We start from the raw sequence: 24,126 nt of genomic DNA, 5'->3' as shown, positions 1-24,126 counted from the left end.
GCTTCCTTAGGAGTTTCAGGAGACCGCTTCGTGGAGACGGGCGGCCTGCTTGTCCTTGAGCGGTCCGATGACGGACAGCGAGGGACGGTGTCCGAGGATCTCGCCCGCGACGGAGCGGATGTCGTCCGGTGTCACCTCGCTGATCCGGGCCAGCATCTCGTCCACCGACATCTGCTCGCCCCAGCACAGCTCGCTCTTGCCGATGCGGTTCATCAGCGCGCCGGTGTCCTCCAGGCCGAGGACGGTGGAGCCGGAGAGCTGGCCGATGGCGCGGCTGATCTCCTCGTCGCTCAGCCCGTCCGACGCGACCCGGTCGAGCTCGTCGCGGCAGATCTTGAGGACGTCGTGCACCTGGCTCGGGCGGCAGCCCGCGTACACGCCGAACAGGCCGCAGTCCGCGAAGCCGGAGGTGTACGAGTAGACGCTGTAGGCGAGGCCGCGCTTCTCCCGTACCTCCTGGAAGAGGCGGGAGCTCATGCCGCCGCCGAGGGCGGTGTTGAGGACGCCCAGGGCCCAGCGGCGTTCGTCGGTGCGGGCCAGGCCGGGCATGCCGAGGACCACGTGGGCCTGCTCGGTCTTGCGGCCCAGGACCTCGACCCGGCCGGCGGTGCGCAGGGCGCGGGAGCCCTCGCGGGGCGCGGTCGGGACCGCGTCCGTACGGGAGAGGGCGCCGGCCCTGTCGAACGCCTTGCGGACCCGGCGTACGACGGTGGCGTGGTCGATGTTGCCCGCGGCGGCGACGACGAGGCGTGTCGGGTCGTAGTGCTTCTTGTAGAAGCGGGCGATCTGGCCGCGGTTCAGGGCGTTGATCGTGTCGACGGTGCCGAGGACGGGGCGGCCGAGCGGGGTGTCACCGAGCATGGTGTGCGCGAACAGGTCGTGCACGCAGTCGCCCGGGTCGTCCTCGGTCATCGCGATCTCTTCGAGGATGACGCCGCGCTCGGCGTCGACGTCCTCGGGGGCGATCAGCGAGCCGGTCAGCATGTCGCAGACCACGTCGATGGCGAGCGGCAGGTCCGTGTCGAGGACCCGCGCGTAGTAGCAGGTGTACTCCTTCGCCGTGAAGGCGTTCATCTCGCCGCCGACCGCGTCGATGGCGGAGGAGATGTCGAGGGCGCTGCGCTGGGCGGTGCCCTTGAAGAGGAGGTGTTCGAGGTAGTGCGTCGCGCCGTTCAGGGCGGGCGTCTCGTCGCGTGAGCCGACGTTCGCCCAGATGCCGAAGGTGGCGGAGCGTACGGAGGGCAGGGTCTCGGTGACGACGCGGAGGCCGCCGGGGAGGACCGTACGGCGGACCGTGCCGATGCCGTTGCTGCCCTTGAGAAGCGTTTGGGTACGGGCGACGGCCCGCCCCTCCGAGGAGGGGCGGGCCGTCGTCGCGGAACTACGGGACGTCACTTGTCGGTGTCGTCCTTCTTCTCGTCTTCTTCGCCCTCGATGACGGGGACGAGGGAGAGCTTGCCGCGGGAGTCGATCTCGGCGATCTCGACCTGGACCTTGGCGCCGACGCCCAGAACGTCCTCGACGTTCTCGACGCGCTTGCCGCCGGCCAGCTTGCGGATCTGCGAGATGTGCAGCAGGCCGTCCTTGCCCGGCATGAGCGAGACGAACGCACCGAAGGTGGTGGTCTTGACGACCGTGCCCAGGTAGCGCTCGCCGACCTCCGGCATGGTCGGGTTGGCGATCGCGTTGATCGTGGCGCGGGCGGCCTCGGCCTGCGAGCCCTGCTGGGCACCGATGTAGATGGTGCCGTCGTCCTCGATCGTGATGTCGGCGCCGGTGTCCTCCTGGATCTGGTTGATCATCTTGCCCTTGGGGCCGATGACCTCACCGATCTTGTCCACCGGGATCTTGACGGTGATGATCCGCGGGGCGTTCGGGGACATCTCGTCCGGGACGTCGATGGCCTCGTTCATCACGTCGAGGATGTGGAGGCGGGCGTCGCGGGCCTGCTTCAGCGCGGCGGCCAGGACCGAGGCGGGGATGCCGTCGAGCTTGGTGTCGAGCTGGAGCGCGGTGACGAACTGCTTCGTACCGGCGACCTTGAAGTCCATGTCGCCGTACGCGTCCTCGGCGCCGAGGATGTCGGTGAGGGCGACGTAGTGGGTCTTGCCGTCGATCTCCTGGGAGATCAGGCCCATGGCGATGCCGGCGACGGCGGCCTTGAGGGGCACACCGGCGTTCAGCAGGGACATGGTGGAGGCGCAGACCGAACCCATGGACGTCGAGCCGTTGGAGCCCAGGGCCTCGGAGACCTGGCGGATCGCGTAGGGGAACTCCTCGCGGGACGGGAGGACCGGCACGATCGCGCGCTCGGCGAGCGCGCCGTGGCCGATCTCGCGGCGCTTGGGCGAGCCAACGCGGCCGGTCTCGCCGACGGAGTACGGCGGGAAGTTGTAGTTGTGCATGTAGCGCTTGCGGGTCACCGGGGAGAGGGTGTCCAGCTGCTGCTCCATGCGGAGCATGTTGAGGGTGGTGACGCCCAGGATCTGGGTCTCGCCACGCTCGAACAGGGCGGAGCCGTGCACGCGCGGGATGGCCTCGACCTCGGCGGCGAGCGTACGGATGTCCGTGACGCCGCGGCCGTCGATGCGGACCTTGTCCTTGATGACGCGCTCGCGGACCAGCTTCTTGGTCAGCGCGCGGTAGGCACCGGAGATCTCCTTCTCGCGGCCCTCGAACTCGGGGAGGAGCTTCTCGGCCGCGATCTCCTTGATGCGGTCGAGCTCCGTCTCGCGCTCCTGCTTGCCGGCGATGGTGAGGGCCTTGGCGAGCTCGGTGCTGACGGCCTTGGTGAGGGCCTCCAGGACGTCGTCCTGGTAGTCGAGGAAGACCGGGAACTCGCCGGTGGGCTTGGCGGCCTTGGCGGCGAGGTCGGACTGGGCCTTGCAGAGCACCTTGATGAAGGGCTTGGCGGCTTCCAGACCGGCGGCGACGACCTCTTCGGTCGGGGCCTCGGCGCCGTCCTTGACGAGCTGGATGGTCTTCTCGGTGGCCTCGGCCTCGACCATCATGATCGCGACGTCGCCGTCCTCCAGGACGCGGCCCGCGACGACCATGTCGAAGACGGCGTCCTCGAGCTCGGTGTGCGTCGGGAAGGCGACCCACTGGCCCTTGATCAGGGCGACACGGGTGCCGCCGATCGGGCCGGAGAAGGGCAGGCCGGCCAGCTGCGTGGAGCAGGAGGCGGCGTTGATCGCGATGACGTCGTACAGGTGGTCGGGGTTGAGCGCCATGACCGTCTCGACGATCTGGATCTCGTTGCGCAGGCCCTTCTTGAAGGACGGGCGCAGCGGGCGGTCGATCAGGCGGCAGGTGAGGATCGCGTCCTCGGAGGGGCGGCCCTCGCGGCGGAAGAACGAGCCGGGGATCTTGCCCGCGGCGTACTGCCGCTCCTCGACGTCCACCGTCAGGGGGAAGAAGTCGAGCTGGTCCTTGGGCCGCTTGGAAGCGGTGGTGGCCGACAGCACCATGGTGTCGTCGTCCAGGTACGCGACGGCGGAGCCGGCGGCCTGCTTGGCCAGGCGGCCCGTCTCGAAGCGGATGGTGCGGGTGCCGAAGGTGCCGTTGTCGATGACGGCCTCGGCGTAGTGGGTCTCGTTCTCCACTAGTGAATTCTCCATACTCGTCGTCTTTCGTCCGGGCGCCCGTGTGGCGCCGGACGGAGCGGAGAAGCGCGCCGTCTGTGCGGGGCCGGTCTTCGATCGAAGCTCCCGGGCGTTGTCCCGGGGGCCACTACCGAGGACCGGCGGCGGCCGTGCGGCGCCTCTCCTCGTCTGTTGTTGTACGTCCAGGTTACTGAGGTTGCCCCGAGTACCGCACGTACGGCAAAGGGAGCGGCTCCCTGAGTGAGGGAACCGCTCCCTTGCGCAGCGGTCTTACTTGGCGCCGCCGGCCGCACCGCGGCGGATGCCGAGGCGGTCGACGAGCGCACGGAAGCGCTGGATGTCCTTCTTGGCCAGGTACTGCAGGAGGCGGCGACGCTGGCCGACCAGGATCAGCAGACCACGACGGGAGTGGTGGTCGTGCTTGTGCGTCTTGAGGTGCTCCGTCAGGTCCGAGATGCGGCGCGAGAGCATGGCGACCTGGACCTCGGGGGAACCGGTGTCGCCCTCCTTCGTCGCGAACTCGGTCATGATCTGCTTCTTCGTAGCGGCGTCGAGCGGCACGCGGTACTCCTCTTGGTGTTCGATGCGCCCACGAGTGCCCCTGGTCTGGTTCTCAGGGGAGCTTGGGTGACTCGGGAGCGAGGGTCCGATGAGCGCAGCTCCCAGAGCGAACCGGGAACGCGTACACAAACGGCCACAGCCAGACTACCAGCCGACCGGACCCGCCCCCGCCGGGCGTCAGCCGGTGAGCGCCCTCGCGCGCGCGTAGAGGTCCAGGACCGCGAGGCAGAGCGGGACGAGGGAGAGCAGGAGCGCGCTCTCGGCCAGGTCCAGGAATCTGCCCCAGAACGGGGAGAGGCCCTTGCGCGGGACGGTCACCCCGGCGGCGGCGAGGAGCAGGGCGCCGGCGACGAGCGCGGCGCACAGTCCGGTCGTACGGGGATACGGGGCCGGGGCGCCGCCCTGGACGCCGAGGGCGAGGCCGATGACGGGGGCGGCGAGCGCGCCGATGCCCGCGACCAGCAGGCAGGCGACCTGGGCGGTGTAGCGGAAGAGACGGGCGCGGAGCAGGAGCGCGAGGCCGGCGGCGAGGGCGAGGAGCCGGGCCCAGGTGGTGTCCGAGGCGCCGAGGACGGCGGCCGAGATGGCGGCCAGGCCCGCGCAGCCCCCGGCCAGGCCGAGGAGCAGTTCGTGGCCGCGCCGCGCCCGGTCCGCGACGAGGCGGGTGTCGACGGGGTTGGCGTCCGCGGCGTCCGGGTCCTCGTGCTCGTCGTCCTCGTCCCCGAGGGAGCCGGCCGCCCGGGGCGCCGCGTACCCGGTCGGAAGCCGGGCGAAGCGGGCGGAGAGGCCGGGCAGGAACGCGATGAGGCCGAGGGCGGCGGGGACGCAGACGGCGGCGGTCGCGGTGGCGGACGCCTCGGCGAGGATCGCGGCGGACGCGGCCAGCGCTCCGGCACCGGCGAGGAGGGCGGCGCCCGCGAAGGGGGCGTCGCCGCACGGGGCGAGTGCGGTGAGGGCGGCCGAGACGACGAGGACGGCGGCGCACCCGAGCAGGAGCTGGAGCCGGCCCGCTCCCCCGCCCGGCTCCGGGGCGACGAGGCCGGAGCCGCCGAGGAGGACGAGCGGCAGGGCGCCCAGGCCGAGCGCGGCGGCGGTGACGCGGTCGGCCTGGACCCGGGCGCGCACGGCGGCGGCGGTGGCCGACAGGAGTCCGGCGGCGCCCGCGACGGCTCCGGACGGGCCGTGCAGGTCGTGGCGGACCGGGTCGGCCCGCCACAGGACGAGGGCCGCCAGGAGGAGGAGCAGCGCGCCGGCGGCCGGGGCGGCGCCGCGCAGCAGGTCGTCGCTCCACAGGTGGCGGTCGCGGCGGGTGGCGGAGGCGATGGCGTCGGCGACGTCGTCGAAGACGGGCGGGGGGAGCGAGGCGGCGAAGGGGCGCAGGGTGAGGATCTCGCCGTCGAGGACGCGTTGTGCGGCGAGGGTGCGGTCGCCGTCCAGAACCGTTCCGTCGAGCCGTACGAGGTGGTGGCCGGGGGGCGCGGTGCCGGGTGCGGCCGGTCCGGTGAGGCGCAGGATCTCGGGCCGGATGTCGGCGACGGCGATGTCCTCGGGGAGGGCGACGTCGATGCGGCTGTCGGGCGTGACGACGGTGACGCGGCAGAAGCCGGTCGTTGCGGTCGGACTCACGTGTCGGGGGCCCCTGTTCGTCGCTGGTCGGCGGTGTCCTCACGGTGGGCGGGTCACCCTATCGGGCGGATCGGGGCGAAGGCTGACAGTGCGTAGGATCGCGGGCGCTTCGGGGCAGAGGGTGTCGTCCGATGTGCGCACGCGTCGGCGGCGCCGTTCCCCTCGCCGCCCCGTCCCACACCCGCCCGGACCCAAGGATCGATGCACCGGTGAGTCAGATCGTCGTGAAGCGTCCGCCCCGTCTGCTGCCGCCGGAAGTTCCCACGAAAGAGGTGTTGTTGGAGCCCCCTCCGGCGGGGCCGCGCGGGCAGCGCGAGGGGGTGCTGATGCAGCTCCTTCCGGTGCTGGGCATGGCGTCGTCGGTGGTGTTCTTCTTCTCGCCGCAGGCTCCGCGGTTCATGCGGGTCATGGGTGTGCTGATGCTGGTCTCGACGCTGGCGATGGTGGTGGCCCAGGTGGTGCGCTACCGGCGCGGTACGCAGGGGCGGGCGGCGGACGTGCGGCGCGACTATCTGGCCCGGCTGGCCCGGACGCGGCGTGCCGTGCGGCGGACGGCGCGGGCCCAGCGCGAGGGTCTGCTGTTCACGCACCCCGCGCCCGGCCAGCTGTGGTCGGTGGTCGCGGGCGGGAGCCGGGTGTGGGAGCGGCGGCCCGGTGACGCGGACTTCGGGGTGGTGCGGATCGGGCTCGGCAGGCAGCGGCTCGCGACGCCGTTGGCCGTGCCGGAGCCCGCTTCGGGTGAGCCGGAGCCGGTGTGCGCGGACGCGGTGCGGCGGTTCGTGGCGGTGCACGGCTCGCTGGACGGCCTGCCGTTGTGCGTGCCGCTGCGGGCGGCGTACCGGGTGCGGCTGAGTGGTGCGACGGAGCCGGTCAGGGCGGTGGCGCGGGCGTTGGTGGCGCAGCTGGCGACGCTGCACTCGCCCCGGGACCTGGTGGTGGCGGTGGTGGCCGCGCGGGATGCGGCGGTGTGCTGGGAGTGGGTGAAGTGGCTGCCGCATGTCCAGTCGTCCGGTGCGGTGGACGGGGCCGGTGCGAGGAGGCTGTTCGCGCGGGACGTGGCTGGGCTGGAGCCGCTGCTCGGCGCGGTGCTGGAGGGACGGGGGCGCTTCGTGCCGGAGGGGGCGCCGTTGCCGGACCGGCCGCATGTCGTCGTGGTGGTGGACGGGGCGGGGGTGGCTCCGGGTTCGGTGCTGGGTGCGGCGGCGGGCGTGGAGGGGGTGACGCTGGTCGAGGTGGCCCCGGGTGACGCGGAGGGGCCGCAGGGGGCTCTGTGCGTGCGGGTGGGTCCCGGTGTGCTGGAGGCGGAGTGCGGGGTGGGTGTGCCGGACGGGCTGTCGCTGCCGTCGGCGGAGGCGCTGGCGCGGCGGCTCGCTCCGTTGCGGGCGGGTGGGCGGGACGGGGAGGAGCCGCTGCTGGCCGCGCTCGACTTCACGGACCTGCTGGACCTGGGTGACGCGGGTGCGGTGGAGGTGGAACGGACCTGGCGGCCCCGGCCGGTCGCGGAGCGGTTGCGGGTGCCCGTCGGAGTGGGTGAGGACGGTGTGCCGGTGGTGCTCGACCTCAAGGAGTCGGCGCTCGACGGGATGGGGCCGCACGGGCTGTGTGTGGGCGCGACCGGGTCGGGGAAGTCCGAGCTGCTGCGGACGCTGGTCCTCGGTCTTGCCGTCACCCATTCCTCCGAAACGCTGAACTTCGTGCTCGCGGACTTCAAGGGCGGGGCGACGTTCGCGGGGATGGCGGGGTTGCCGCACGTGGCCGCCGTCATCACGAATCTCGCCGACGACCTGGCGCTGGTCGACCGGATGGGCGACGCGCTGCGCGGTGAGCTGCAGCGCCGTCAGGAACTGCTGCGGGCGGCGGGCAATTTCGCGAGCGTCCACGATTACGAGCGGGCACGGGCGGCGGGGGCGGCGCTGGAACCGCTGGCCACGCTGGTGCTGGTCATCGACGAGTTCTCCGAACTCCTCGCCGCCGAGCCCGACTTCATCGACACGTTCATCCGGATCGGCCGCATCGGCCGATCGCTGGGCGTGCATCTGCTGCTGGCGTCCCAGCGTCTCGAGGAGGGCAGGCTGCGGGGGCTGGAAACGTACCTCTCGTACCGCATCGGGCTCCGCACGTTCTCGGCGGAGGAGTCGCGGGCCGCGCTGGGTGTGCCGGACGCGTACGACCTGCCGCCGGTGCCCGGTTCGGGTTTCCTGAAAACCGGTACGCGGGAACTGACGCGCTTCAAGGCGGCGTACGTCTCGGGGCCGTACCGGCCCAGCGACCCCGGGCGGACCGCGGGGGTGGACTCGGCCGGTCCCGCGGCGGCGCTGTTCAGCGCGCTGCCGGTGCCTGTATCCGTACCTGAGCCGTCCGCCACTGAGCCCGCGTCCGTGGCGGAGGGGCGCGGGAACGGCGCGGTGACGGATTCGGTACTCGATGTGGTGGTGCGGCGGCTCGAGGGGCAGGGCGTGCCCGCCCACCAGGTGTGGCTGCCTCCGCTGGACCGGTCGCCCGGGCTGGACGCGGTGCTGCCGGAACTGGGGACGGACCCGGAGCGTGGGTTCACCGTCGCGGGGGACGGCGGGCCCGGCGGTCTTGTCGTTCCGCTCGGGCTCGTGGACAAGCCGTTCGAGCAGCGGCGGGAGGTGCTGTTCCAGGACTTCTCCGGGGCGGCGGGCCACATGCTGGTGGTCGGCGGGCCGCAGTCCGGGAAGTCCACGGTGCTGCGCACGCTGGTGATGTCCTTCGCACTCACCCACACGCCGTGCGAGGTGCAGTTCTACGGGCTCGACTTCGGCGGTGGCGCGCTGGCGTCGCTGTCGGACCTGCCGCACGTCGGCTCGGTCGCCTCGCGGCTGGATCCCGAGCGGGTGCGGCGCACGGTCGCGGAGGTGGCCGGGGTGCTGCGGGCCCGTGAGGAGCTGTTCCGGGCGCGGGGCATCGGTTCCATGGCCGCGTACCGGAGCGAGCGGGCCCGGGGCGGTCTGCCCGGTGAGGCGTGGGGCGACGTCTTCCTCGTCGTGGACGGCTGGGGCGGCTTCCGCGCGGAGTACGAGGAGTTGGAGCCGGTCGTGGCCGACATCGCGGCCCGGGGGCTCGGCCACGGGGTGCACGTGGTGCTCACCGCCGCCCGTCATCTGGAGGTGCGGGCGGCGCTGAAGGACCAGCTGGCCGGGCGGCTCGAACTGCGGCTCGGTGACGTGTCGGACTCCGAGTTCGACCGGAGGGTCGCCGCCCAGGTGCCCGCCGGTGTGCCGGGCCGGGGCCAGGTGGCGGAGGGGCTGCACTTCCTGGCCGCGGCGCCGTGCCTCGGCCCGGTGGAGAGCGCGGCCGGCCTCCCCGACCGTACGGCGGCGCTGGCCGGACGGATCCGGGCGGACTGGGCGGGTCCGCCGGCCCCTCCCGTACGGCTGCTGCCCGCCGTGCTCCCCGCCGATCGGCTGCCCAAGGGCGACGAGTGCCCGGAGCGGGGTGTCGCGATCGGCATCGCCGAGACCGATCTCGCCCCGGTCTTCGTGGACTTCGACGCCGATCCGTTCCTTCTGGTGTTCGGGGAGAGCGAATCGGGGAAGACCGCTCTGCTGCGGCTGCTCGCCCGGCAGATCGCCCGCCGCTACTCCCCCGACGAGGCGAAGCTCGTCGTCGGGGACTACCGGCGGGGTCTGCTGGGCGCCCTGCCGGAGAGCCATCTGCTGGAGTACGCGCCGACACCGGACTCGCTCGCGACGCACATGGAGGCGCTGGCCGGGGTGTTCGCGCGGCGCCGGCCGCCGGCGGACGTCACGCCCCGGCAGTTGCGGGAGCGCAGTTGGTGGACGGGGCCGCGGATCTTCGTCGTCGTGGACGACTACGACCTCGTCGCGACGGGCACGGGCAGCCCGCTCGCCGCGCTCGCTGACTGTCTGCCGTTCGCACGGGACACGGGGGTGCGCTTCGTCGTCGCGCGCAACTGCGCCGGGGCCTCGCGCGCGATGTACGAGCCGTTCCTGCAACGGATCAAGGAGCTGGGCGCGCAGGGCGTGGTGCTGTCGGGCGATCCGGCGGAGGGCGATCTGGTCGGCTCGGTGCGTGCCCGCCCGATGCCGCCGGGGCGTGCGTGCATGGCGTCCCGGCGCGGTGGGAAGAGCCTCGTGCAGATTGGCTGGCTGCCCGAACGGGGCTGAGGGCAGGGCCGGTCACAGAGGTTCGGCGGAGCGGAACCCCGGCCGCCGTGTTGCCTGTACGGTGCCGTGCAGAGCCAGGTACGAAAGGAGCCCTCACGATGGGCACGCAGGCTGAGAAGGACGAGCTGTACGCACTCGACATCTCGGGGGTGAAGTGGCTGTGCGCTCCCGGCACCGAGCAGGAGGAGGAGCGCGTCGAGATCGCACACCTGCCCGGCGGCGCGGTGGCCATGCGGTCCTCCCTGGACCCGGACACGGTGCTCAGGTACACGGAGGCCGAGTGGGAGGCGTTCGTCCTGGGCGCCCGGGACGGCGAGTTCGACCTTCCGTAGTCGTCGCGGAGCAGGCGTGGGGGCACGTTCGGGTGAGCGTGCCCCTTTCCCGTGTCCGGGGCCGGTACGCCCCGCGCCGGTCAGTAGGCCTCGGTGAACAGGCGTGAGGACCGCAGGTCCGTCGCCCGGTAGTGGTCCTTGCCGGTCTCGATGAGCCTGGCGACCTCGTCGAGCCGGGCCCTCATGTGGTCGGCCTTGCTCCGGTACTTGCCCTGGAGGGCGACGTACTCGGCGTGCGCCTGGCCGTCCCAGGTGTCGGTGACGACCTTGAGGGCGCCGTCCATTTCCTCCAGGTCCCGGCAGATGTTCCGCGAGACGGCGCGGATGCGGTTGGCGACCTCCTGGACGCTCTCGTACCTGACCTTGGTGTGCGGGTCGTGCCCCATCGGGTTTCCTCTGGTCGTGTTCGGGGAACGGCGCCCGGTTCAGACGCCGTTCAGGGCGGAGGAACCGCCCGCGGAGGCCGGTTCGCGTACCGCCTTGAAGGCCGCGCGGACCTCCTCGTCGTTGGCGTTGCTGAGGTTCCTGGTGCCGTCGACGGCGTTGAGCAGTACGCCGAGGAGGCGCCGGATCTCGTCGTGGTCCTCGTTGACCACGAGCTGTGCGGAGGTGAACCCCGAGGCGCCCGCGCCGGTCCAGCCGGCGCCCACCGTCGCGAGGACGTCGGCCAGCTCGCGGGCCTGCCGGGACACCGCCTCGGCGGTGTGGACGATCTTGTTCCTGGCCTGGACGACCGGATCGTCGGCGAGCGCGAATCCACCCGTGGGGCTGGTCATACGAGGTCCTCTCTCTCTGCCGTACAGGCGGCTCAGGCTAGCCAGTCGGGCGTCCCCTCCCGGCCGGATCGCCGCCCGGTCAGGAGCCCTGCGGGCGGCGCGCGGCGGAGGTGTCGAGCCGTGGACCGCGGGGAAGGAACTTTGACCACTCGGCCGGTACGGGGACGGGCTCCACGTCCTCGTAGCCGAGCCGGGTCTGTGCCTCGCCGGGCCGCCCCGGACCGTGCGAAGCGCCGTCGGCGGGCAGCGCGGAGCCACCGTGACCGCCGTCGCCGTTCCCCTGAACCGCGTACCGCAATCCGCTGTCCGTCACCAGGAAGAGTGATCCGTCGGACCCGGCCCGGCGGCCCCGGGCCCGGGTGTAGAGGAGCCCGCTGCCGGGGGTGACGTAGGTGCTGGTGCCGCCCGCGCCGACGGCGGCGGGATAGGTGGTGCCGGCCCAGGTGCTCAGGGTGGTGCGCCCCCTGTCGTCCGTCGCGCGCAGTACGGAACAGACGGTGCTCCGGTGCGCGGTGTCGACGCGGACGGCCTTGCGGGCGGGCCAGTGCGCGGCCTGGCCGGCGAAGGGCGCGCGGTCGGGCACGAAGTCCTGGAGGCCCGCAGGGTAGGCGGTGCCGGCCTGGTCGAGGGCGGCGGTCTGCGGGGAGTTGACGATCAGCCAGGCGGTGAACTCGGAGACCGTCCGGACCCGGCCGTCGAGCACCACGTGATACGCGGTGCCCGCGCCGGTCCTGGTCCGCAGCACCGCGCCGATGCGGTTCTCGCGGGCGGACAGGTGGCCCTCGACGCGGGCGGGGGCGCCGATCTCGCCCGGGATCACGGGGAAGGCGACCGGGCTGCCGGTGTGCAGGGTGGCGAGCCAGTCGCCGGTGACGCGCTGCGGGCGGGCGCGGCCGACCAGGGCGTCGGTGAGGTGTCCGAGGTCGCCCGGCCGCTCGTCCACGCGGTACTTGGTGCCCCGGGCGTCCACGAGGTACCGGGTGCCGTGCGGGTCCTGTACGTAGAGGACCTGGCCGCCGGTGAGCCGGTTCGGGCCCTCCGTCAGCCGGTGGTCGCGGGCGGCGAGGACGAAGCCCGCCTTCCGCGCACCGGCGCCTCCGCCTCCTGGCCGTACGCACGCGGCCCATCGCTTGGCGGTGCCCGCGTCCCGCTCGCCGGGGAGCCGGTCGGGGGCGTACGGGATGCCGACCACCGGTCCGCGCGGGGGCCGTCCCGCGTCGAGGACGTCGTCGGCGACGTGGACGACGCCGTAGTCGCCGGGGTCGAGCAGCAGCCGGGCGGACGCGAGGTTCAGGACGGGGTGCAGCCGGGTACGGCGATGGGCGCCGCGGCCGGTGGTGAGCACCACGTAGCGGGTGGTCGACGTCCTGCCGACGACGACCTTGGCGCCGGGGCGGTCCCAGCCCTTGGGCGCGACCGGACGGAACATGCCGTACGCGCCGAACCCGGAGAGGAGGAGGGCACCGGTGAGCACTCCGGGGAGAACGGCGCGCAGGGGGCGCGGGGCGCCCTCGCCGGACCCGTCCGGTAAGGGCTGAAGGAAGGCGGCAAGGGCCCTTCGCTTCGCAAATGTGTACGCATTCAGCTGGTCCCGTCGGGTCACCATGGCCCGGCCCGCCTTCCCTCTCGCCCGCACCGCACACCTGCGGGCGCCCGCCGTCCGCGCTTCGGCCGGGGCTTCCCGCTTTCCGCGTCCACTATGCCGTCCGCACCTGGGTGTTGACCGTGGGCCGGTACGCTGGGCGCTTCCGCCGGAGAGCTCGGTGGGACGGGTGCGGCACGGGCCGGAACGGCGCGGACAGGGGCAGGGCGCGATGGCGTACAGGGGCGGGGCACGGCTGAACCGGCGGTCCGGGCCGATCGGCTCTTTTCGATTGCAACAGCTGGTTCTGTTCGAAGTGGCGGTGGCGGTCCTGCTGTGCGCGCAGGTCGCCGGGCCCGCGCTCCTGGGGCCTGCGGGCCTGATGGCGGCGCTGCTCGTGGTCCTCGCCGTCGTGCGCAGGCGTCGCCGTTCGCTGCCGGCCTGGCTGGCCACGGTCGTCGCGTTCCGGCTGCGGAACCGGAGGGCCGCCTCGCGGATGCCTGCCGGCGCAGGCGCGGTGGCAGCGCTGACGGAGTGCGTACCGGCCCTGCGCACCTGTTCGTTCACGCACCGGGACCGGCGGCCGGTGGGCATGGCCGTCGACGGTACGCACCTGACGGTGGTGGTGCGGGTGGACGCGGAGGACACGGTGCTACGGCTGGACCGGAGCGTGCGGCCGCTGCCGCCGGGGCTCGTCCGGGAGGCGATGGACGTCGACGGCATCCGCCTGGAGTCGGCACGGATCGTGCAGCACACCCGGCCCGCCCCGGCCCCGCACCTGCACGGGGACGCGGTCGCCACGCTCAACTACGCGCCTCTGCAGGCGCGTACGGGGTCACCGGCGGTGCGGCTCACCTGGGTCACGCTGACGCTGGACCCGGAGCTCTGCCCGGAGGCCGTACGCATGCGCGGCGGCGGTCTCAGCGGGGCGCAGCGGTGTCTGTTGCGGGCGGCCGACCAGTTGTCCGGCCGGCTGACCGGGGCGGGGTTCCACGCGACCGTGCTGACGGAGCCGGAGCTGGGGGCCGCGCTCACCACCGCGGCCTGCATGGACGCGACCGGCGCGCCCCGGGCCGATGGTGCCGCGCGGACCGTCCGTCGCACCCGGGAGACCTCGCGGACATGGAGCTGCGACGGGCACCGGCACACGGCGTACTGGGTTCGCAGGTGGCCGCGTTCCGGTGATGTGCCGATGCCCCGGCTGGTCGCGCTGCTCACCTCGGTCCCGGCGTCGGCCACGACGTTCAGCCTGACGCTGGCGCGGGGCGACCGGCAGGAGGTGGCCGCGGCGGGGCACCTGCGGGTGAGCGCGCGCACCGATGAGGAACTCCGGGCCGCGCGCCGTGAATTGGAGCGGGTCGCGCGCGGGGTGCGGGTCTCGCTCGTGCGGCTGGACCGCGAGCAGCTGCCCGGAGTGCTGGCCACCCTGCCGTTGGGCGGGGCACGCTGATGGCGGCGCCCGGACGGATGCGGGGCCGGCTGGGCTTCGGGCCGGTCGGTCCGCGCCGACGGCGTTACACCATCGGGCCGCGGCAACTCGCCTCGCTGCACGTGCCGGTGGGCGACGACGGGGTGGTGATCGGCGTGGACGAGGAGGGCTTCCCGGCCGTGCTCGGCGTCAACCGCCCTTCCCCGTACGAGATCGCGCTCGTCGGCGGGCTGTGGACGGCGCAGGTGCTCGCGCTGCGGACGGCGGCGACGGGTGCGCGGATCGCGGTGGAGACGGGGCGGGCGCACGCCTGGGCGAGCCTGGCCCGGGCCGCCGGTGACAGCGGGTGCGTCGCGCTGCACGAGGTCGGCCGGTTGCCGCCGCTGGGCGCCTCGGCGGCCTCGCCGGTCGTCGTCGTGCGGGACTGCGGCATGCGCCCGCCGCCCGGGCGGGCCGTGCCGGCACCCTGGCAGTCGGTGCTCACCCTGCTGCCGTATCTGGGGCCCGCCGCCGTCGGGCCGGTCGAGAAGGCGTCGCTGGTGGGCGTGCAACGGGTGTCACCCGACGAGGCGGAGGCGGCGGGGCGCCTCCTGCGGTTGCCGGCCGCCGCCGTCCGCGCCCTGCCCGCCCTCGCGGACGGGGCCACCCTCTGGTGCACGCGGCGGGAGAGCCGCCTCATCACGACCCGGGCGACCGACGCGGAGACGGGACTGCTGGGCGCCGCACGCCGGGTGGACTGATGGCCGTACGCCCTGGGGATCGCGAGGGCTCACTCCGAGGCGCGACGGATGCACATCGCAGGGCAGTTGTACGCATTTAACCGCTTTGGGTTTCACTCCCCGTCGCACTCGGTCCACTTGGGTGCACTACGTGACGTACGGGACAGCGTTCGCGGTCCCGTACGGCCTGCCGTGGCGGGGCCCATGGCGTTTAGGCTGGGTCCGGACGCGGCGGAGAACCTGTGGGCAGGCCATGCGCGTCCCAGGGGGAGAGCCGGGCGGTTCGCGTTACGGGAACGCCCCCACCCACCACGGCACAAGGGTGCTCGACCACACCAGGAGGCAAAGTGAACGGCGATCGGGACGAGATGCGCGGGGGCTGGGACAAGCCCGTCGACGAGTCGTCCGACGCGGAGCCCGCCGAGACGACGGGTGAGTTCACCATCGACTACACCCCGCCCGCCTGGTACACGCAGAACGCGCCGGGCGACTCCCTGGGCGGCGCCGGTGCGTCGCCGGCATCGCCCCCGCCGCCGAGCGGGGACCCCGTGCCGCTCCCCCCGCCTCCCGCGCAGCGCGGCTTCGACCCCGACTGGGCCCCGGCCCCGGCGGAGCCCGTGGACGCGGGTGCCCCAAACACCGGCGACCTCGACAGCGGCGCCACCATGCGGTTCTCGGCCTCCGCGCTGAAGCGGGAGATCGAGGAGCGGGACCGGGCCGCGCGGGACCGGGCCGAGCGCGAGGCGGAGACGGACGCCGAGGCGGCGGGCGGCGCCGCGCCGTCCGGTGCCGACGACGACGCCAAGGCGGCCGGTGCGGTTTCGGCCGACGAAGAGGCGGGCACGCCGAGCGCGGATGCGGAGGAGTCCTGGGACGACGTTCTGGGCAGGGTCTTCGACTTCGAGCCCGAGGAGGCCGCGACGACGCCGAAGCCCTCGGACGAGACCGGTGACAGCCCGGTCGCCGGGGACAGCGAGGAGGGCGACCGCGTCGGCCTCGCGCCGGCCGACGCGTCCTCGGAGCCGTACAGCCTGAAGTCGCACCGCGCGGAGCCGACTGCCGCGGAACCGTCCGACGCCGTGCCCTCCGAGCCCCTGCCCGCCGAGCCCGTTCCCACCGAGCCCGCGCCCTCCGACGAGACCCCCGCCGGCTCCGCCGAGGCGGACTCCCCCGCGCCGGACGCCGCCGCTGCCGTGAACGACGCCACCCCGGACGCGGCACCCCGCGACGTGCCGCCGGACAGCGCGCCGCAGGACTCCTCACCGTCCCCCTGGGCGCCGGCCGCCCCCGCGCGGGACGGTCTCCCGCCGCTGCCGCCCGCCTTCCAGCCCGCCGCCCAGCAGCCGCAGGCCCCGCAGCAGCCCGAGCCCGCCCGGCCCCAGCCCGCCGCCCCGCAGTCCGGCTACGGCTTCCCGCAGCAGGCGCCGCAGCCCCTCCCGGCGGCCAACCTCCCGGCGCAGCGCCCGCAGCCGTCCGCGCCCCAGGCCCCGCAGGCTCCCCAGGCCCCGCAGCCGCAGGCCCCCTGGTCCGCGCAGCAGCAGCCCCAGCCCCAGCCCCAGGGCGGCTACGGCTTCCCGCAGAGCGCCCAGGCCCAAGGCACGCCCGCCCACGGCACCGCGGCCCCATCGGCCGGCAGCGGCGCGCCGAACCTCCCCGCACAGGTCCAGCCACAGCCCGAACAGCAGCAGCCCGAACAGCCCCAGCAGCCCGTCGACCCCCGGGCCGGCACCTCCTGGCCCACCCCCGCCCCGCGTTCCGCGCACGGCGCCCCGCTGGGCTACACCGCGGCCGTGGAGCTCACCTCCGACCGGCTCATCCGCGGCAAGCAGAAGACCCGGAGCAGCCGTAACCCCTCGGGCGCCTCGCGCTTCAAGCTGGGCGGCAAGAAGGAGGAGCAGGAGAGGCAGCGCAAGCTGGAGCTCATCCGCACGCCGGTGCTGTCCTGCTACCGGATCGCGGTGATCAGCCTCAAGGGCGGCGTCGGCAAGACCACGACCACCACCGCACTCGGGGCGACCCTGGCCAGCGAGCGGCAGGACAAGATCCTCGCCATCGACGCCAACCCGGACGCCGGAACGCTGGGCCGACGGGTGCGCCGCGAGACCGGGGCGACCATCCGCGACCTGGTGCACGCGATCCCGCACCTCAACTCGTACATGGACATCCGGCGGTTCACCTCTCAGGCGCCCTCCGGGCTGGAGATCATCGCCAACGACGTGGACCCGGCGGTCTCCACGGCCTTCAACGACGAGGACTACCGGCGCGCGATCGGCGTGCTCGGCAAGCAGTACCCGATCATCCTCACGGACTCCGGCACCGGCCTGCTGTACAGCGCGATGCGCGGCGTGCTGGACCTGGCCGATCAGCTGATCATCATCTCGACGCCCTCGGTCGACGGCGCCTCCAGCGCGTCCACGACGCTGGACTGGCTGTCGGCGCACGGGTACGCGGAGCTGGTCCAGCGGTCCATCACCGTGATCTCCGGCGTCCGCGAGACCGGCAAGATGATCAAGGTGGACGACATCGTCCAGCACTTCCGGACGCGCTGCCGCGGGGTGGTCGTCGTCCCGTTCGACGAGCACCTGTCGGCCGGTGCGGAGGTGGACCTGGACATGATGCGGCCGAAGACCCGGGAGGCGTACTTCAACCTCTCCGCACTGGTCGCCGAGGACTTCGCGCGCGCCCAGCAGCAGCAGGGGCTGTGGACGTCGGACGGCAGCGGCCCGCCGCCGCAGTACGCCCCGCCGCTTCCGGGCCAGCAGGTCCCCGGCCAGCAGGTCCCGGGCCAGCAGGTCCCGGGTCAGCAGCAGCCGTACGCGCAGCAGCAGCCCCAGCAGCCGTACCCCGGACAGCCGTACGCGCCGCAGCAACCCGGTCAGCCCTATCAGCAGCCCCAGCAGCCGCAGCCGTACGGCGGCCAGCAGCCCCATCCCCCGCAGCCGGGCCCCGGCGCAGGGCAGAGCCGGCAGCAGCAGCCCCCGGCGCAGGCGCAGCAGCCGTACCAGCAGCCCCAGCCCCAGGGTGACCAGCCCGGTCAGCCCGCCCACCCCGAGCTGCAAGGCCCCGTGCCACCCGCCGGATGGCAGCAGCAGCCTCCGCCAGCGCCTCAGCAGTAAGGCGTCAGAGGTCTGAACCAATGAGGGTCCGCATCGCCTCCGCGATGCGGACCCTTTTGGCATATCCGCAGACCACACGCCGTTTCGGGGACCGTTGACGCGGCTCGACCACCGCTGATAAACCTTCGCAACACCAGCCGGCGAACCGAAGTTCAACACGCCTTTCCCGTGCGAGTCATGACGCGAGGTCCCAGACCATGGTCGTAAGAGTTCCACCGTCCTCCCCGCCACGCTCACGTCTGCGTGTGCTCCTGGCCTCCGGTGCCGCCGCCCTCGCTCTCGCAGCCGGGTCCATCGTGCCGGGAATGCCCCTCGGGGCCGCGCCCCAGCAGGCGCAGGCGGCCGACAGCGGCAACAAGACGCTGACCGTCGCGGTCGCGCAAAGCGTCGATTCCCTGAGCCCGTTCCTCGCCCAGAAGCTGCTGAGCACCAGCGTCTCGCGGCTCATGTACGACTTCCTGACGAACTACGACGCCAAGGACAACCACGCCATCCCCGGTCTGGCGACCAAGTGGGAGCCCTCCGCCGACAAGCTGACGTGGACGTACACCATTCGGAGCGATTCCAAGTGGTCCGACGGGCAGCAGGCGACCGCCGAGGACGCCGCCTGGACGTTCAACAAGATCATGGACGACGAGGCCGCGGCCCAGGCCAACGGCAGCTTCGTCACCAACTTCAAGAAGGTCACCGCCCCCAGTCCGACGAAGCTGGTCATCGAGCTCAAGGAGCCGCAGGCCACCATGGCCGCGCTCGACGTGCCGATAGTGCCGAAGCACGTCTGGGAGAAGGTCGGGGACTTCTCGAAGTTCAACAACGACACGAAGTTCCCCATCGTCGGCAACGGCCCGTTCATCCTGACGGACTACAAGGTCGACCAGTATGTGAAGCTCAAGGCCAACCCGGACTTCTGGCGCGGGAAGCCGAAGTTCGACGAGCTGGTCTTCAAGACGTACAAGGACCAGGACGCCGCCGTCGCCGCCCTGCGCAAGGGTGAGGTCTCCTTCGTCGCCGGTTCGCCCGCGCTGACGCCCGCTCAGGCGGACTCGCTCAAGGGCGACAAGAACGTCAAGGTCAACGAGGGCCCCGGCCGCCGCTTCTACGCGCTGGCCACCAACCCCGGCGCGCAGACCAAGGACGGCAAGAAGTTCGGCAACGGCAACAAGGCGCTGCTGGACCAGAAGGTGCGCCAGGCGCTGTTCCTGTCGATCGACCGGGAGACGATCATCGACAAGGTCTTCCAGGGCCACGCCGTCGAGGGCAAGGGCTACATCCCGCCGCGCTTCTCGGCGTACGCCTGGGAGCCCTCCGCCGACCAGGCGCTGAACTACGACCCCGACAAGGCGGCGAAGCTGCTGGACGAGGCGGGCTACAAGCTCAAGGGCGACCAGCGCGTCGGCAAGGACGGCAAGCCGCTCGACCTGCGCATCCTGTGCCACGCCACCGACCCGAACGACAAGGCGGTCGGCAAGTACCTGAAGGAGTGGTGGGGCAAGCTCGGCATCGGGCTGAAGGTCGACTGCCTGGACGACGTCTCCGTGCCCTGGTACGCCGGTGAGTACGACCTCGCCTTCGACGGCTGGTCGGTCAACCCGGACCCGGACTTCGTCCTCGGCATCCACACCTGCGCCGCCCTGCCCACCAAGGCCAAGGCCAGCGCGGCCACCGACAACTTCATCTGCGACAAGTCGTACGACGAGCTGTACAAGAAGCAGCTCGCCGAGTACGACCCCGCCAAGCGGGCCGAGATCGTCGGGCAGATGCAGTCGTGGCTGTACGACTCCGGGTACATGAACGTCATGGCCTACCCGAACGCGGTCGAGGCGTACCGCACCGACCAGATCAAGTCGATCACGACCATGCCCGAGGCGGCCGGGAACATCTACGGCCAGGACGGCTACTGGAGCTGGTGGTCGGCCGTGCCCGCGAGCGGCAACGGCGGCTCGGAGAGCAGCAGCTCCGGCTCCTCCACCGGTGTGATCATCGGAATCGTGGTGGCGGTGGTGGTCCTCGCAGGTGGCGGCTTCCTGATCTCGCGGCGCCGCCGCACCACCGCGGACGATCGCGAGTAGGTTCTCGAACGGGATGCGAGGAACCGGCCGGCGCGGGTGCGGTACCGACCCGCGCCGGCCGGTTCTTTCCAGGCACGAACACGAGTAACGAGAGTTCCCCATGACAGCTGACAGCACTCCGGCGCTCGTGCAACAGGCGGACGCGGCCACGGACGGCCCTCCGGCCGGCCCCTCGGCCGCACGCGGTCCACGGGCGCGCAACACCACGGCCTATCTGAAATATGTGGCCGCCAAGATCGCGGGCGCCGTCGTCTCGCTGTTCGCGGTTCTGGTCACCAGCTTCTTCCTCTTCCGGCTCATTCCGAGCGACCCCGTCAAACAGATGACGGGCGGCCGGCGCGTCTCGGCCGAGCAGCTGGAATCGATGCGCCATCAGTTCGGTCTCGACCAGCCGATGTGGCAGCAGTTCACCAGCTACATCGGAGACGCGCTGACCGGCGACTTCGGTGACTCGTACGCGTACCACGCGCCGGTCATCGACAAGATCGTCGAGAAACTGCCGGCGACCCTGCTGCTCACCGGCACCGCCTACGTCCTCTACAGCCTCATCGGCCTCTGGCTCGGCACCCGCACCGCATGGCGCAACGGCTCGGCCGGCGACCGGTTCAACACGGCGCTCGCCCTCACCCTGTACTCGGTGCCGTCGTTCTGGCTCGGGCTGCTCCTCATCATCGTCTTCTCGGTGGGCGTCGGCCCGATCCCGGGCATGTTCCCGACGGGCGGGATGTCATCCGGTGACACGAGCGGTCTCGACTACGTCATCGACGTCGCGCATCACATGGTGCTGCCGGTGATCACCCTGGTGGCGGTCGGTTACGCCCAGACGCTGCTGGTGATGCGGTCCTCGCTGCTGGACGAGATGGGCAGCGACTACCTGACGACGGCCCGCGCCAAGGGACTGCGGGACGACGTCGTGCGCCGCAAGCACGCCGTGCCCAACGCGATGCTGCCCACCTTCACGCTGATGTTCGTCAACCTGGGGCACGTGGTCGCCGGGCAGATCCTGGTGGAGACCGTGTTCTCCTGGCCGGGCCTCGGCTCCCTCTTCTACCAGGGCCTCAGCACCCCCGACCTGCCACTCGTCCAGGGCCTGTTCTTCGTCTTCGCCACCGCGGTGATCCTGGCGAACACCCTTGCCGATGTGCTGTATCCGCTGCTCGATCCCCGGGTGGGCCGATGACCACGACCGATTCCATGCCCACGCCGACCCCGGCGTCGGCCCCGCCCGAGCCCGTCCGGAGCGCCCGCGCCCTGGCCCGGGCCCGTAAGCGCCAGTCCGCGGCCCGCTTCTGGCGGGAGTACCGCCGCCACAAGGGCGGCATGTGGGGCCTGGCCGCCCTGATCCTGATCGCCCTGGTGGCCCTGGCCGCGCCCCAGCTGGTCGGCGCCGACTCGGAGAGCGTCACCGAGGCGTCCGGCGGCGCGCTCGAATCGCCGAGCGGCGAGTATCCGCTCGGCACCGACCAGTTCGGGCGCAGTGTGCTCGCGCTCCTGGTGTGGGGCGCGCGCGTCTCGCTGACCGTGGGGCTGCTCGCGGCGTTCCTGTGCGTCGCCATCGGCACGATCGTGGGCATCGTCGCGGGCCACTTCCGCGGCTGGTACTCGACGGTGCTGATGCGGGTGACCGACTGGTTCCTCGTGATGCCGACGCTGGTCCTCGCGGTCGCACTCGCCTCGGTGATGGACCGCTCCCTGTGGACCATCATCATCGCGATCGGCGTCACGACCTGGCCGACCACCGCACGCCTGGTGCGGGCGCAGACCCTCGCCGTGGAGTCCCGCCCGTACATCGAGCGCGCCCGCGCGCTGGGCGGCGGCCACGGACACGTCATGGTGCGGCACGTCCTGCCGAACGTGATGCCGCTGGTGCTCGCCCAGACCACGCTGGCCATCTCCAGCGCGATCCTGAGCGAGGCCACCCTCGCCTTCCTCGGCCTCGGCGACCCGACCATCACCTCGTGGGGCAGCATGCTCCAGGACGCGCGCGCCGCGGGTGCGGTGAGCGCCGGCGACTGGTGGTACCTGGCGCCGCCCGGCATCGCCATCGCCCTGGTGGCCCTGGCGTTCACGCTGTGCGGCCGCGCGATCGAGTCCGTCCTCAATCCCAAGCTGGGGGTGGCCCGTTGAGCACGACGAGCATCCGCAAGACGCCTCTCCTGGAGGTACGCGACCTCACGGTGACGTACGCCGGCGGGGCGCAGGCCGTCCGCGGCGTGAACCTCGAGGTGGAGGCCGGGCGCAAGCTGGGCATCGCCGGGGAGTCCGGCTGCGGCAAGTCCACACTGGCGCTGGCCCTGCTGCGGCTGCTGCCCGCGGGCACGAAGGTGACCGGCGAGATCCTGCTGAACGGCGAGGACGTCCTCGCGATGAAGTGGGGCCAGGTCCGGGCCGTCCGCTGGGCGGGCGCCTCCATCGTCTTCCAGGGCGCGATGCACTCGCTGAACGCCGTGCACCGCATCGGGGACCAGATCGCCGAGCCGATCCTGCTGCACAAGAAGGTCACCCAGGCCGCCGCGCGCATGCGCGCCGGTGAGCTGCTGGAACAGGTGGGGCTGCCCGCCGCCAGGGTGGACGCCTATCCGCACGAGCTGTCCGGCGGGCAGCGGCAGCGCGTGATGATCGCGATGGCGCTCGCCTGCGACCCGGGCCTGATCATCGCCGACGAGCCCACGACGGCCCTGGACGTGATGATCCAGGCCCAGATCCTGCGCCTGATCGAGGAGCTGGTCTCCGAGCAGGACCTCGGCCTGATCATGATCAGCCACGACCTGGCGGTGCTGTCCGACACCTGCGACCGGCTGGCCGTGATGTACGCGGGCCGGGTCGTGGAGCAGGGCCCGGCGTCCGAGGTCTACGAGAGCGCGCACCACCCGTACAGCAGGGCCCTGTCGGGCGCCTTCCCGCGCATCGGGGACCTTTCGTCCCGGTTCGCGCCGCAGGGCCTGCCGGGCGACCCGCCCGACCCGTCGGCGCTGCCGGCCGGCTGCACCTTCCACCCGCGCTGCGCCCTGGCCCTGGACTCCTGCGCCACGCAGGACCAGGCCCTGCGGGACGCGGGCCCGGGGCGGCAGGCCGCGTGCGTGCTAGTGGGTCCGGAGGGGGCGGCGCCGGTCCTGCCGGGCGCCGAGGAAGCAAGGAGCACATCATGACGACGACCCCCGTGGATCTGCTCAGCGCGCAGGGGCTCCGGATCACCTTCCCCGGCCGGCACGGGGCCGAGCCGGCGCGTGCGGTGGACGGGGTCGACCTGGACATCCGGCCCGGCGAGATCGTCGCCCTGGTCGGCGAGTCGGGGTGCGGCAAGACGACGCTGGCCCGTTCCCTGCTGGGCCTGGTCACGCCGACGGCCGGTCAGGTCACGTTCGACGGGAAGCCGCTGGACTACGGGAGCCGGGCGCTCAAGGCGTACCGCAAGCGCGCCCAGCTGGTCCTCCAGGACCCCAGCGGTTCGCTGAACCCGCGCCACACGGTGTACGACGCGGTGGCCGAGGGACTGCGCATCCACGGCTACGCGGGCGACGAGCGGCAGGCGGTGCACGACGCGCTGTCGCGGGCCGGCCTGCGCCCCCCGGAGCGCTTCTTCCTGCGCTACCCGCACGAGCTGTCGGGCGGTCAGCGCCAGCGCGTCGTGATCGCGGGGGCGCTGGTCCTGGAGCCGGAGCTGATCGTGGCGGACGAGCCGGTCGCCTCGCTGGACGCGTCGGTGCGCGGCGAGATCCTGGCGCTGCTGCTCAAGCTGCGCGAGGAGCTGGGGCTCTCCGCGCTGGTGGTGACGCACGACCTCGGGCTGGCGTGGAACATCGCGGACCGGGTCGCCGTGATGTATCTGGGCCGCATCGTGGAGACGGGCGCCGTCGAGCAGATCCTGACGGCCCCGCGCCATCCGTACACCCAGGCGCTGCTGTCGGTGCTGCCGGAGGCGCCGGGCGATCCGGTGGTGCTGACGGGTGAGCCGCCGGACCCGTCCCGGGTGCCGTCCGGCTGCCGCTTCCACGCCCGCTGCCAGGTGCTGGCCTCGGGCGAGGCGGAGCGGGCGGGTGTCGCGGACGCCTGCCGTACGCGGGACCTGCCGATCCTGTCGGGCGGCGGGGAGACCCAGGTGGCGTGCCACTGGGCCACGGCGAAGGTGGCCGCGCCCACGTCCTGACGGGCCTACGGGG

17 protein-coding genes are annotated in these 24,126 nt (G+C 72.7%); 10 read left to right on the top strand and 7 right to left on the bottom strand.

Going from position 1 to position 24,126, the window contains the following annotated elements; all coding sequences use genetic code 11:
* Positions 1 to 15: 15 nt before the first annotated feature.
* From AB0L33_RS27545 to eccD, 4 genes are all read right to left on the bottom strand, one after another.
* Positions 16 to 1,395 (bottom strand): pitrilysin family protein, encoded by a 1,380-nt coding sequence (locus AB0L33_RS27545; protein WP_365685699.1) that lies wholly within the window; start codon positions 1,393 to 1,395, stop codon positions 16 to 18.
* On the bottom strand, positions 1,392 to 3,605 hold the full coding sequence (locus AB0L33_RS27540) for a polyribonucleotide nucleotidyltransferase (RefSeq protein ID WP_365685714.1): 2,214 nt from the start codon (positions 3,603 to 3,605) through the stop codon (positions 1,392 to 1,394). Before AB0L33_RS27540 ends, AB0L33_RS27545 begins: the two co-directional genes overlap by 4 nt.
* A 270-nt stretch (positions 3,606 to 3,875) precedes the next feature.
* Positions 3,876 to 4,166 (bottom strand): 30S ribosomal protein S15, encoded by a 291-nt coding sequence (gene rpsO, locus AB0L33_RS27535; protein ID WP_018102307.1) that lies wholly within the window; start codon positions 4,164 to 4,166, stop codon positions 3,876 to 3,878.
* Positions 4,167 to 4,343: 177 nt separating this feature from the next.
* Positions 4,344 to 5,792 carry a type VII secretion integral membrane protein EccD gene (gene eccD, locus AB0L33_RS27530; RefSeq protein WP_365685698.1) on the bottom strand — a complete coding sequence of 483 codons (1,449 nt, stop codon included), beginning with the start codon at positions 5,790 to 5,792 and terminating at the stop codon, positions 4,344 to 4,346.
* 209 nt (positions 5,793 to 6,001) lie between these two features.
* Here eccD and eccCa point away from each other — a divergent pair, with 209 nt between their 5' ends.
* Both eccCa and AB0L33_RS27520 read left to right on the top strand, forming a co-directional pair.
* Positions 6,002 to 9,943, top strand: a complete 3,942-nt coding sequence (gene eccCa, locus AB0L33_RS27525) for a type VII secretion protein EccCa (RefSeq protein ID WP_365685697.1) — start codon at positions 6,002 to 6,004, stop codon at positions 9,941 to 9,943.
* 98 nt (positions 9,944 to 10,041) lie between these two features.
* Positions 10,042 to 10,275 (top strand): DUF397 domain-containing protein, encoded by a 234-nt coding sequence (locus AB0L33_RS27520; protein ID WP_328902700.1) that lies wholly within the window; start codon positions 10,042 to 10,044, stop codon positions 10,273 to 10,275.
* Positions 10,276 to 10,355: 80 nt separating this feature from the next.
* Here the strand turns inward: AB0L33_RS27520 and AB0L33_RS27515 are convergent, their stop codons facing one another.
* The 3 genes from AB0L33_RS27515 to eccB all read right to left on the bottom strand — a co-directional run bounded on the left by AB0L33_RS27515 (position 10,356) and on the right by eccB (position 12,657).
* Positions 10,356 to 10,661, bottom strand: coding sequence for a WXG100 family type VII secretion target (locus AB0L33_RS27515; protein ID WP_365685696.1), 306 nt, complete (start codon positions 10,659 to 10,661; stop codon positions 10,356 to 10,358).
* Positions 10,662 to 10,700: 39 nt separating this feature from the next.
* The gene (locus AB0L33_RS27510; RefSeq protein ID WP_328902698.1) at positions 10,701 to 11,051 is read right to left on the bottom strand and encodes a hypothetical protein; all 351 of its coding nucleotides are present in this window, start codon (positions 11,049 to 11,051) and stop codon (positions 10,701 to 10,703) included.
* A 79-nt stretch (positions 11,052 to 11,130) separates the two neighbouring features.
* Entirely contained in the window at positions 11,131 to 12,657 is a 1,527-nt protein-coding gene (gene eccB, locus AB0L33_RS27505; protein ID WP_365685695.1) for a type VII secretion protein EccB, read from the bottom strand.
* Between the two features lie 268 nt (positions 12,658 to 12,925).
* Here eccB and eccE point away from each other — a divergent pair, with 268 nt between their 5' ends.
* From eccE to AB0L33_RS27465, 8 genes are all read left to right on the top strand, one after another.
* A complete protein-coding gene (gene eccE / locus AB0L33_RS27500; protein ID WP_365685694.1) occupies positions 12,926 to 14,083 on the top strand; it encodes a type VII secretion protein EccE in 1,158 nt (385 codons plus the stop codon).
* Entirely contained in the window at positions 14,083 to 14,802 is a 720-nt protein-coding gene (locus AB0L33_RS27495; RefSeq protein ID WP_365685693.1) for a hypothetical protein, read from the top strand. The genes eccE and AB0L33_RS27495 overlap by 1 nt, the downstream gene beginning before the upstream one ends.
* A 326-nt stretch (positions 14,803 to 15,128) precedes the next feature.
* Positions 15,129 to 17,897 carry an SCO5717 family growth-regulating ATPase gene (locus tag AB0L33_RS27490; protein ID WP_365685692.1) on the top strand — a complete coding sequence of 923 codons (2,769 nt, stop codon included), beginning with the start codon at positions 15,129 to 15,131 and terminating at the stop codon, positions 17,895 to 17,897.
* A 197-nt stretch (positions 17,898 to 18,094) separates the two neighbouring features.
* Positions 18,095 to 19,966, top strand: coding sequence for an ABC transporter substrate-binding protein (locus AB0L33_RS27485; protein WP_365685691.1), 1,872 nt, complete (start codon positions 18,095 to 18,097; stop codon positions 19,964 to 19,966).
* A gap of 100 nt (positions 19,967 to 20,066) precedes the next feature.
* Positions 20,067 to 21,146, top strand: a complete 1,080-nt coding sequence (locus tag AB0L33_RS27480; RefSeq protein ID WP_365685690.1) for an ABC transporter permease — start codon at positions 20,067 to 20,069, stop codon at positions 21,144 to 21,146.
* Positions 21,143 to 22,093: an ABC transporter permease gene (locus AB0L33_RS27475; protein WP_365685689.1), complete on the top strand. Its 951-nt coding sequence runs from the start codon at positions 21,143 to 21,145 to the stop codon at positions 22,091 to 22,093. The genes AB0L33_RS27480 and AB0L33_RS27475 overlap by 4 nt, the downstream gene beginning before the upstream one ends.
* Complete coding sequence (locus AB0L33_RS27470) at positions 22,090 to 23,115, top strand: ABC transporter ATP-binding protein (RefSeq protein ID WP_365685687.1); 1,026 nt, start codon at positions 22,090 to 22,092, stop codon at positions 23,113 to 23,115. Before AB0L33_RS27475 ends, AB0L33_RS27470 begins: the two co-directional genes overlap by 4 nt.
* On the top strand, positions 23,112 to 24,113 hold the full coding sequence (locus tag AB0L33_RS27465) for an ABC transporter ATP-binding protein (protein ID WP_365685684.1): 1,002 nt from the start codon (positions 23,112 to 23,114) through the stop codon (positions 24,111 to 24,113). The genes AB0L33_RS27470 and AB0L33_RS27465 overlap by 4 nt, the downstream gene beginning before the upstream one ends.
* Positions 24,114 to 24,126 lie beyond the last annotated feature (13 nt).

It is taken from the genome of Streptomyces sp. NPDC052299 (assembly GCF_040679335.1).
GTDB lineage: Bacteria > Actinomycetota > Actinomycetes > Streptomycetales > Streptomycetaceae > Streptomyces.
The sequence above is the reverse complement of the archived record's forward strand: the minus strand, read 5'-3'. Positions and strand labels throughout refer to the sequence as shown.

Excerpts from the sequence above, each read along its gene's own strand:
- AB0L33_RS27485 (WP_365685691.1), top strand. The coding sequence starts at position 18,095 with ATGGTCGTAAGAGTTCCACCGTCCTCCCCGCCACGCTCACGTCTGCGT.
- AB0L33_RS27495 (WP_365685693.1), top strand. The coding sequence starts at position 14,083 with ATGGCGGCGCCCGGACGGATGCGGGGCCGGCTGGGCTTCGGGCCGGTC.
- AB0L33_RS27475 (WP_365685689.1), top strand. The coding sequence starts at position 21,143 with ATGACCACGACCGATTCCATGCCCACGCCGACCCCGGCGTCGGCCCCG.
- AB0L33_RS27480 (WP_365685690.1), top strand. The coding sequence starts at position 20,067 with ATGACAGCTGACAGCACTCCGGCGCTCGTGCAACAGGCGGACGCGGCC.
- AB0L33_RS27510 (WP_328902698.1), bottom strand. The coding sequence starts at position 11,051 with ATGACCAGCCCCACGGGTGGATTCGCGCTCGCCGACGATCCGGTCGTC.
- AB0L33_RS27465 (WP_365685684.1), top strand. The coding sequence starts at position 23,112 with ATGACGACGACCCCCGTGGATCTGCTCAGCGCGCAGGGGCTCCGGATC.
- AB0L33_RS27515 (WP_365685696.1), bottom strand. The coding sequence starts at position 10,661 with ATGGGGCACGACCCGCACACCAAGGTCAGGTACGAGAGCGTCCAGGAG.
- eccB (WP_365685695.1), bottom strand. The coding sequence starts at position 12,657 with ATGGTGACCCGACGGGACCAGCTGAATGCGTACACATTTGCGAAGCGA.
- AB0L33_RS27520 (WP_328902700.1), top strand. The coding sequence starts at position 10,042 with ATGGGCACGCAGGCTGAGAAGGACGAGCTGTACGCACTCGACATCTCG.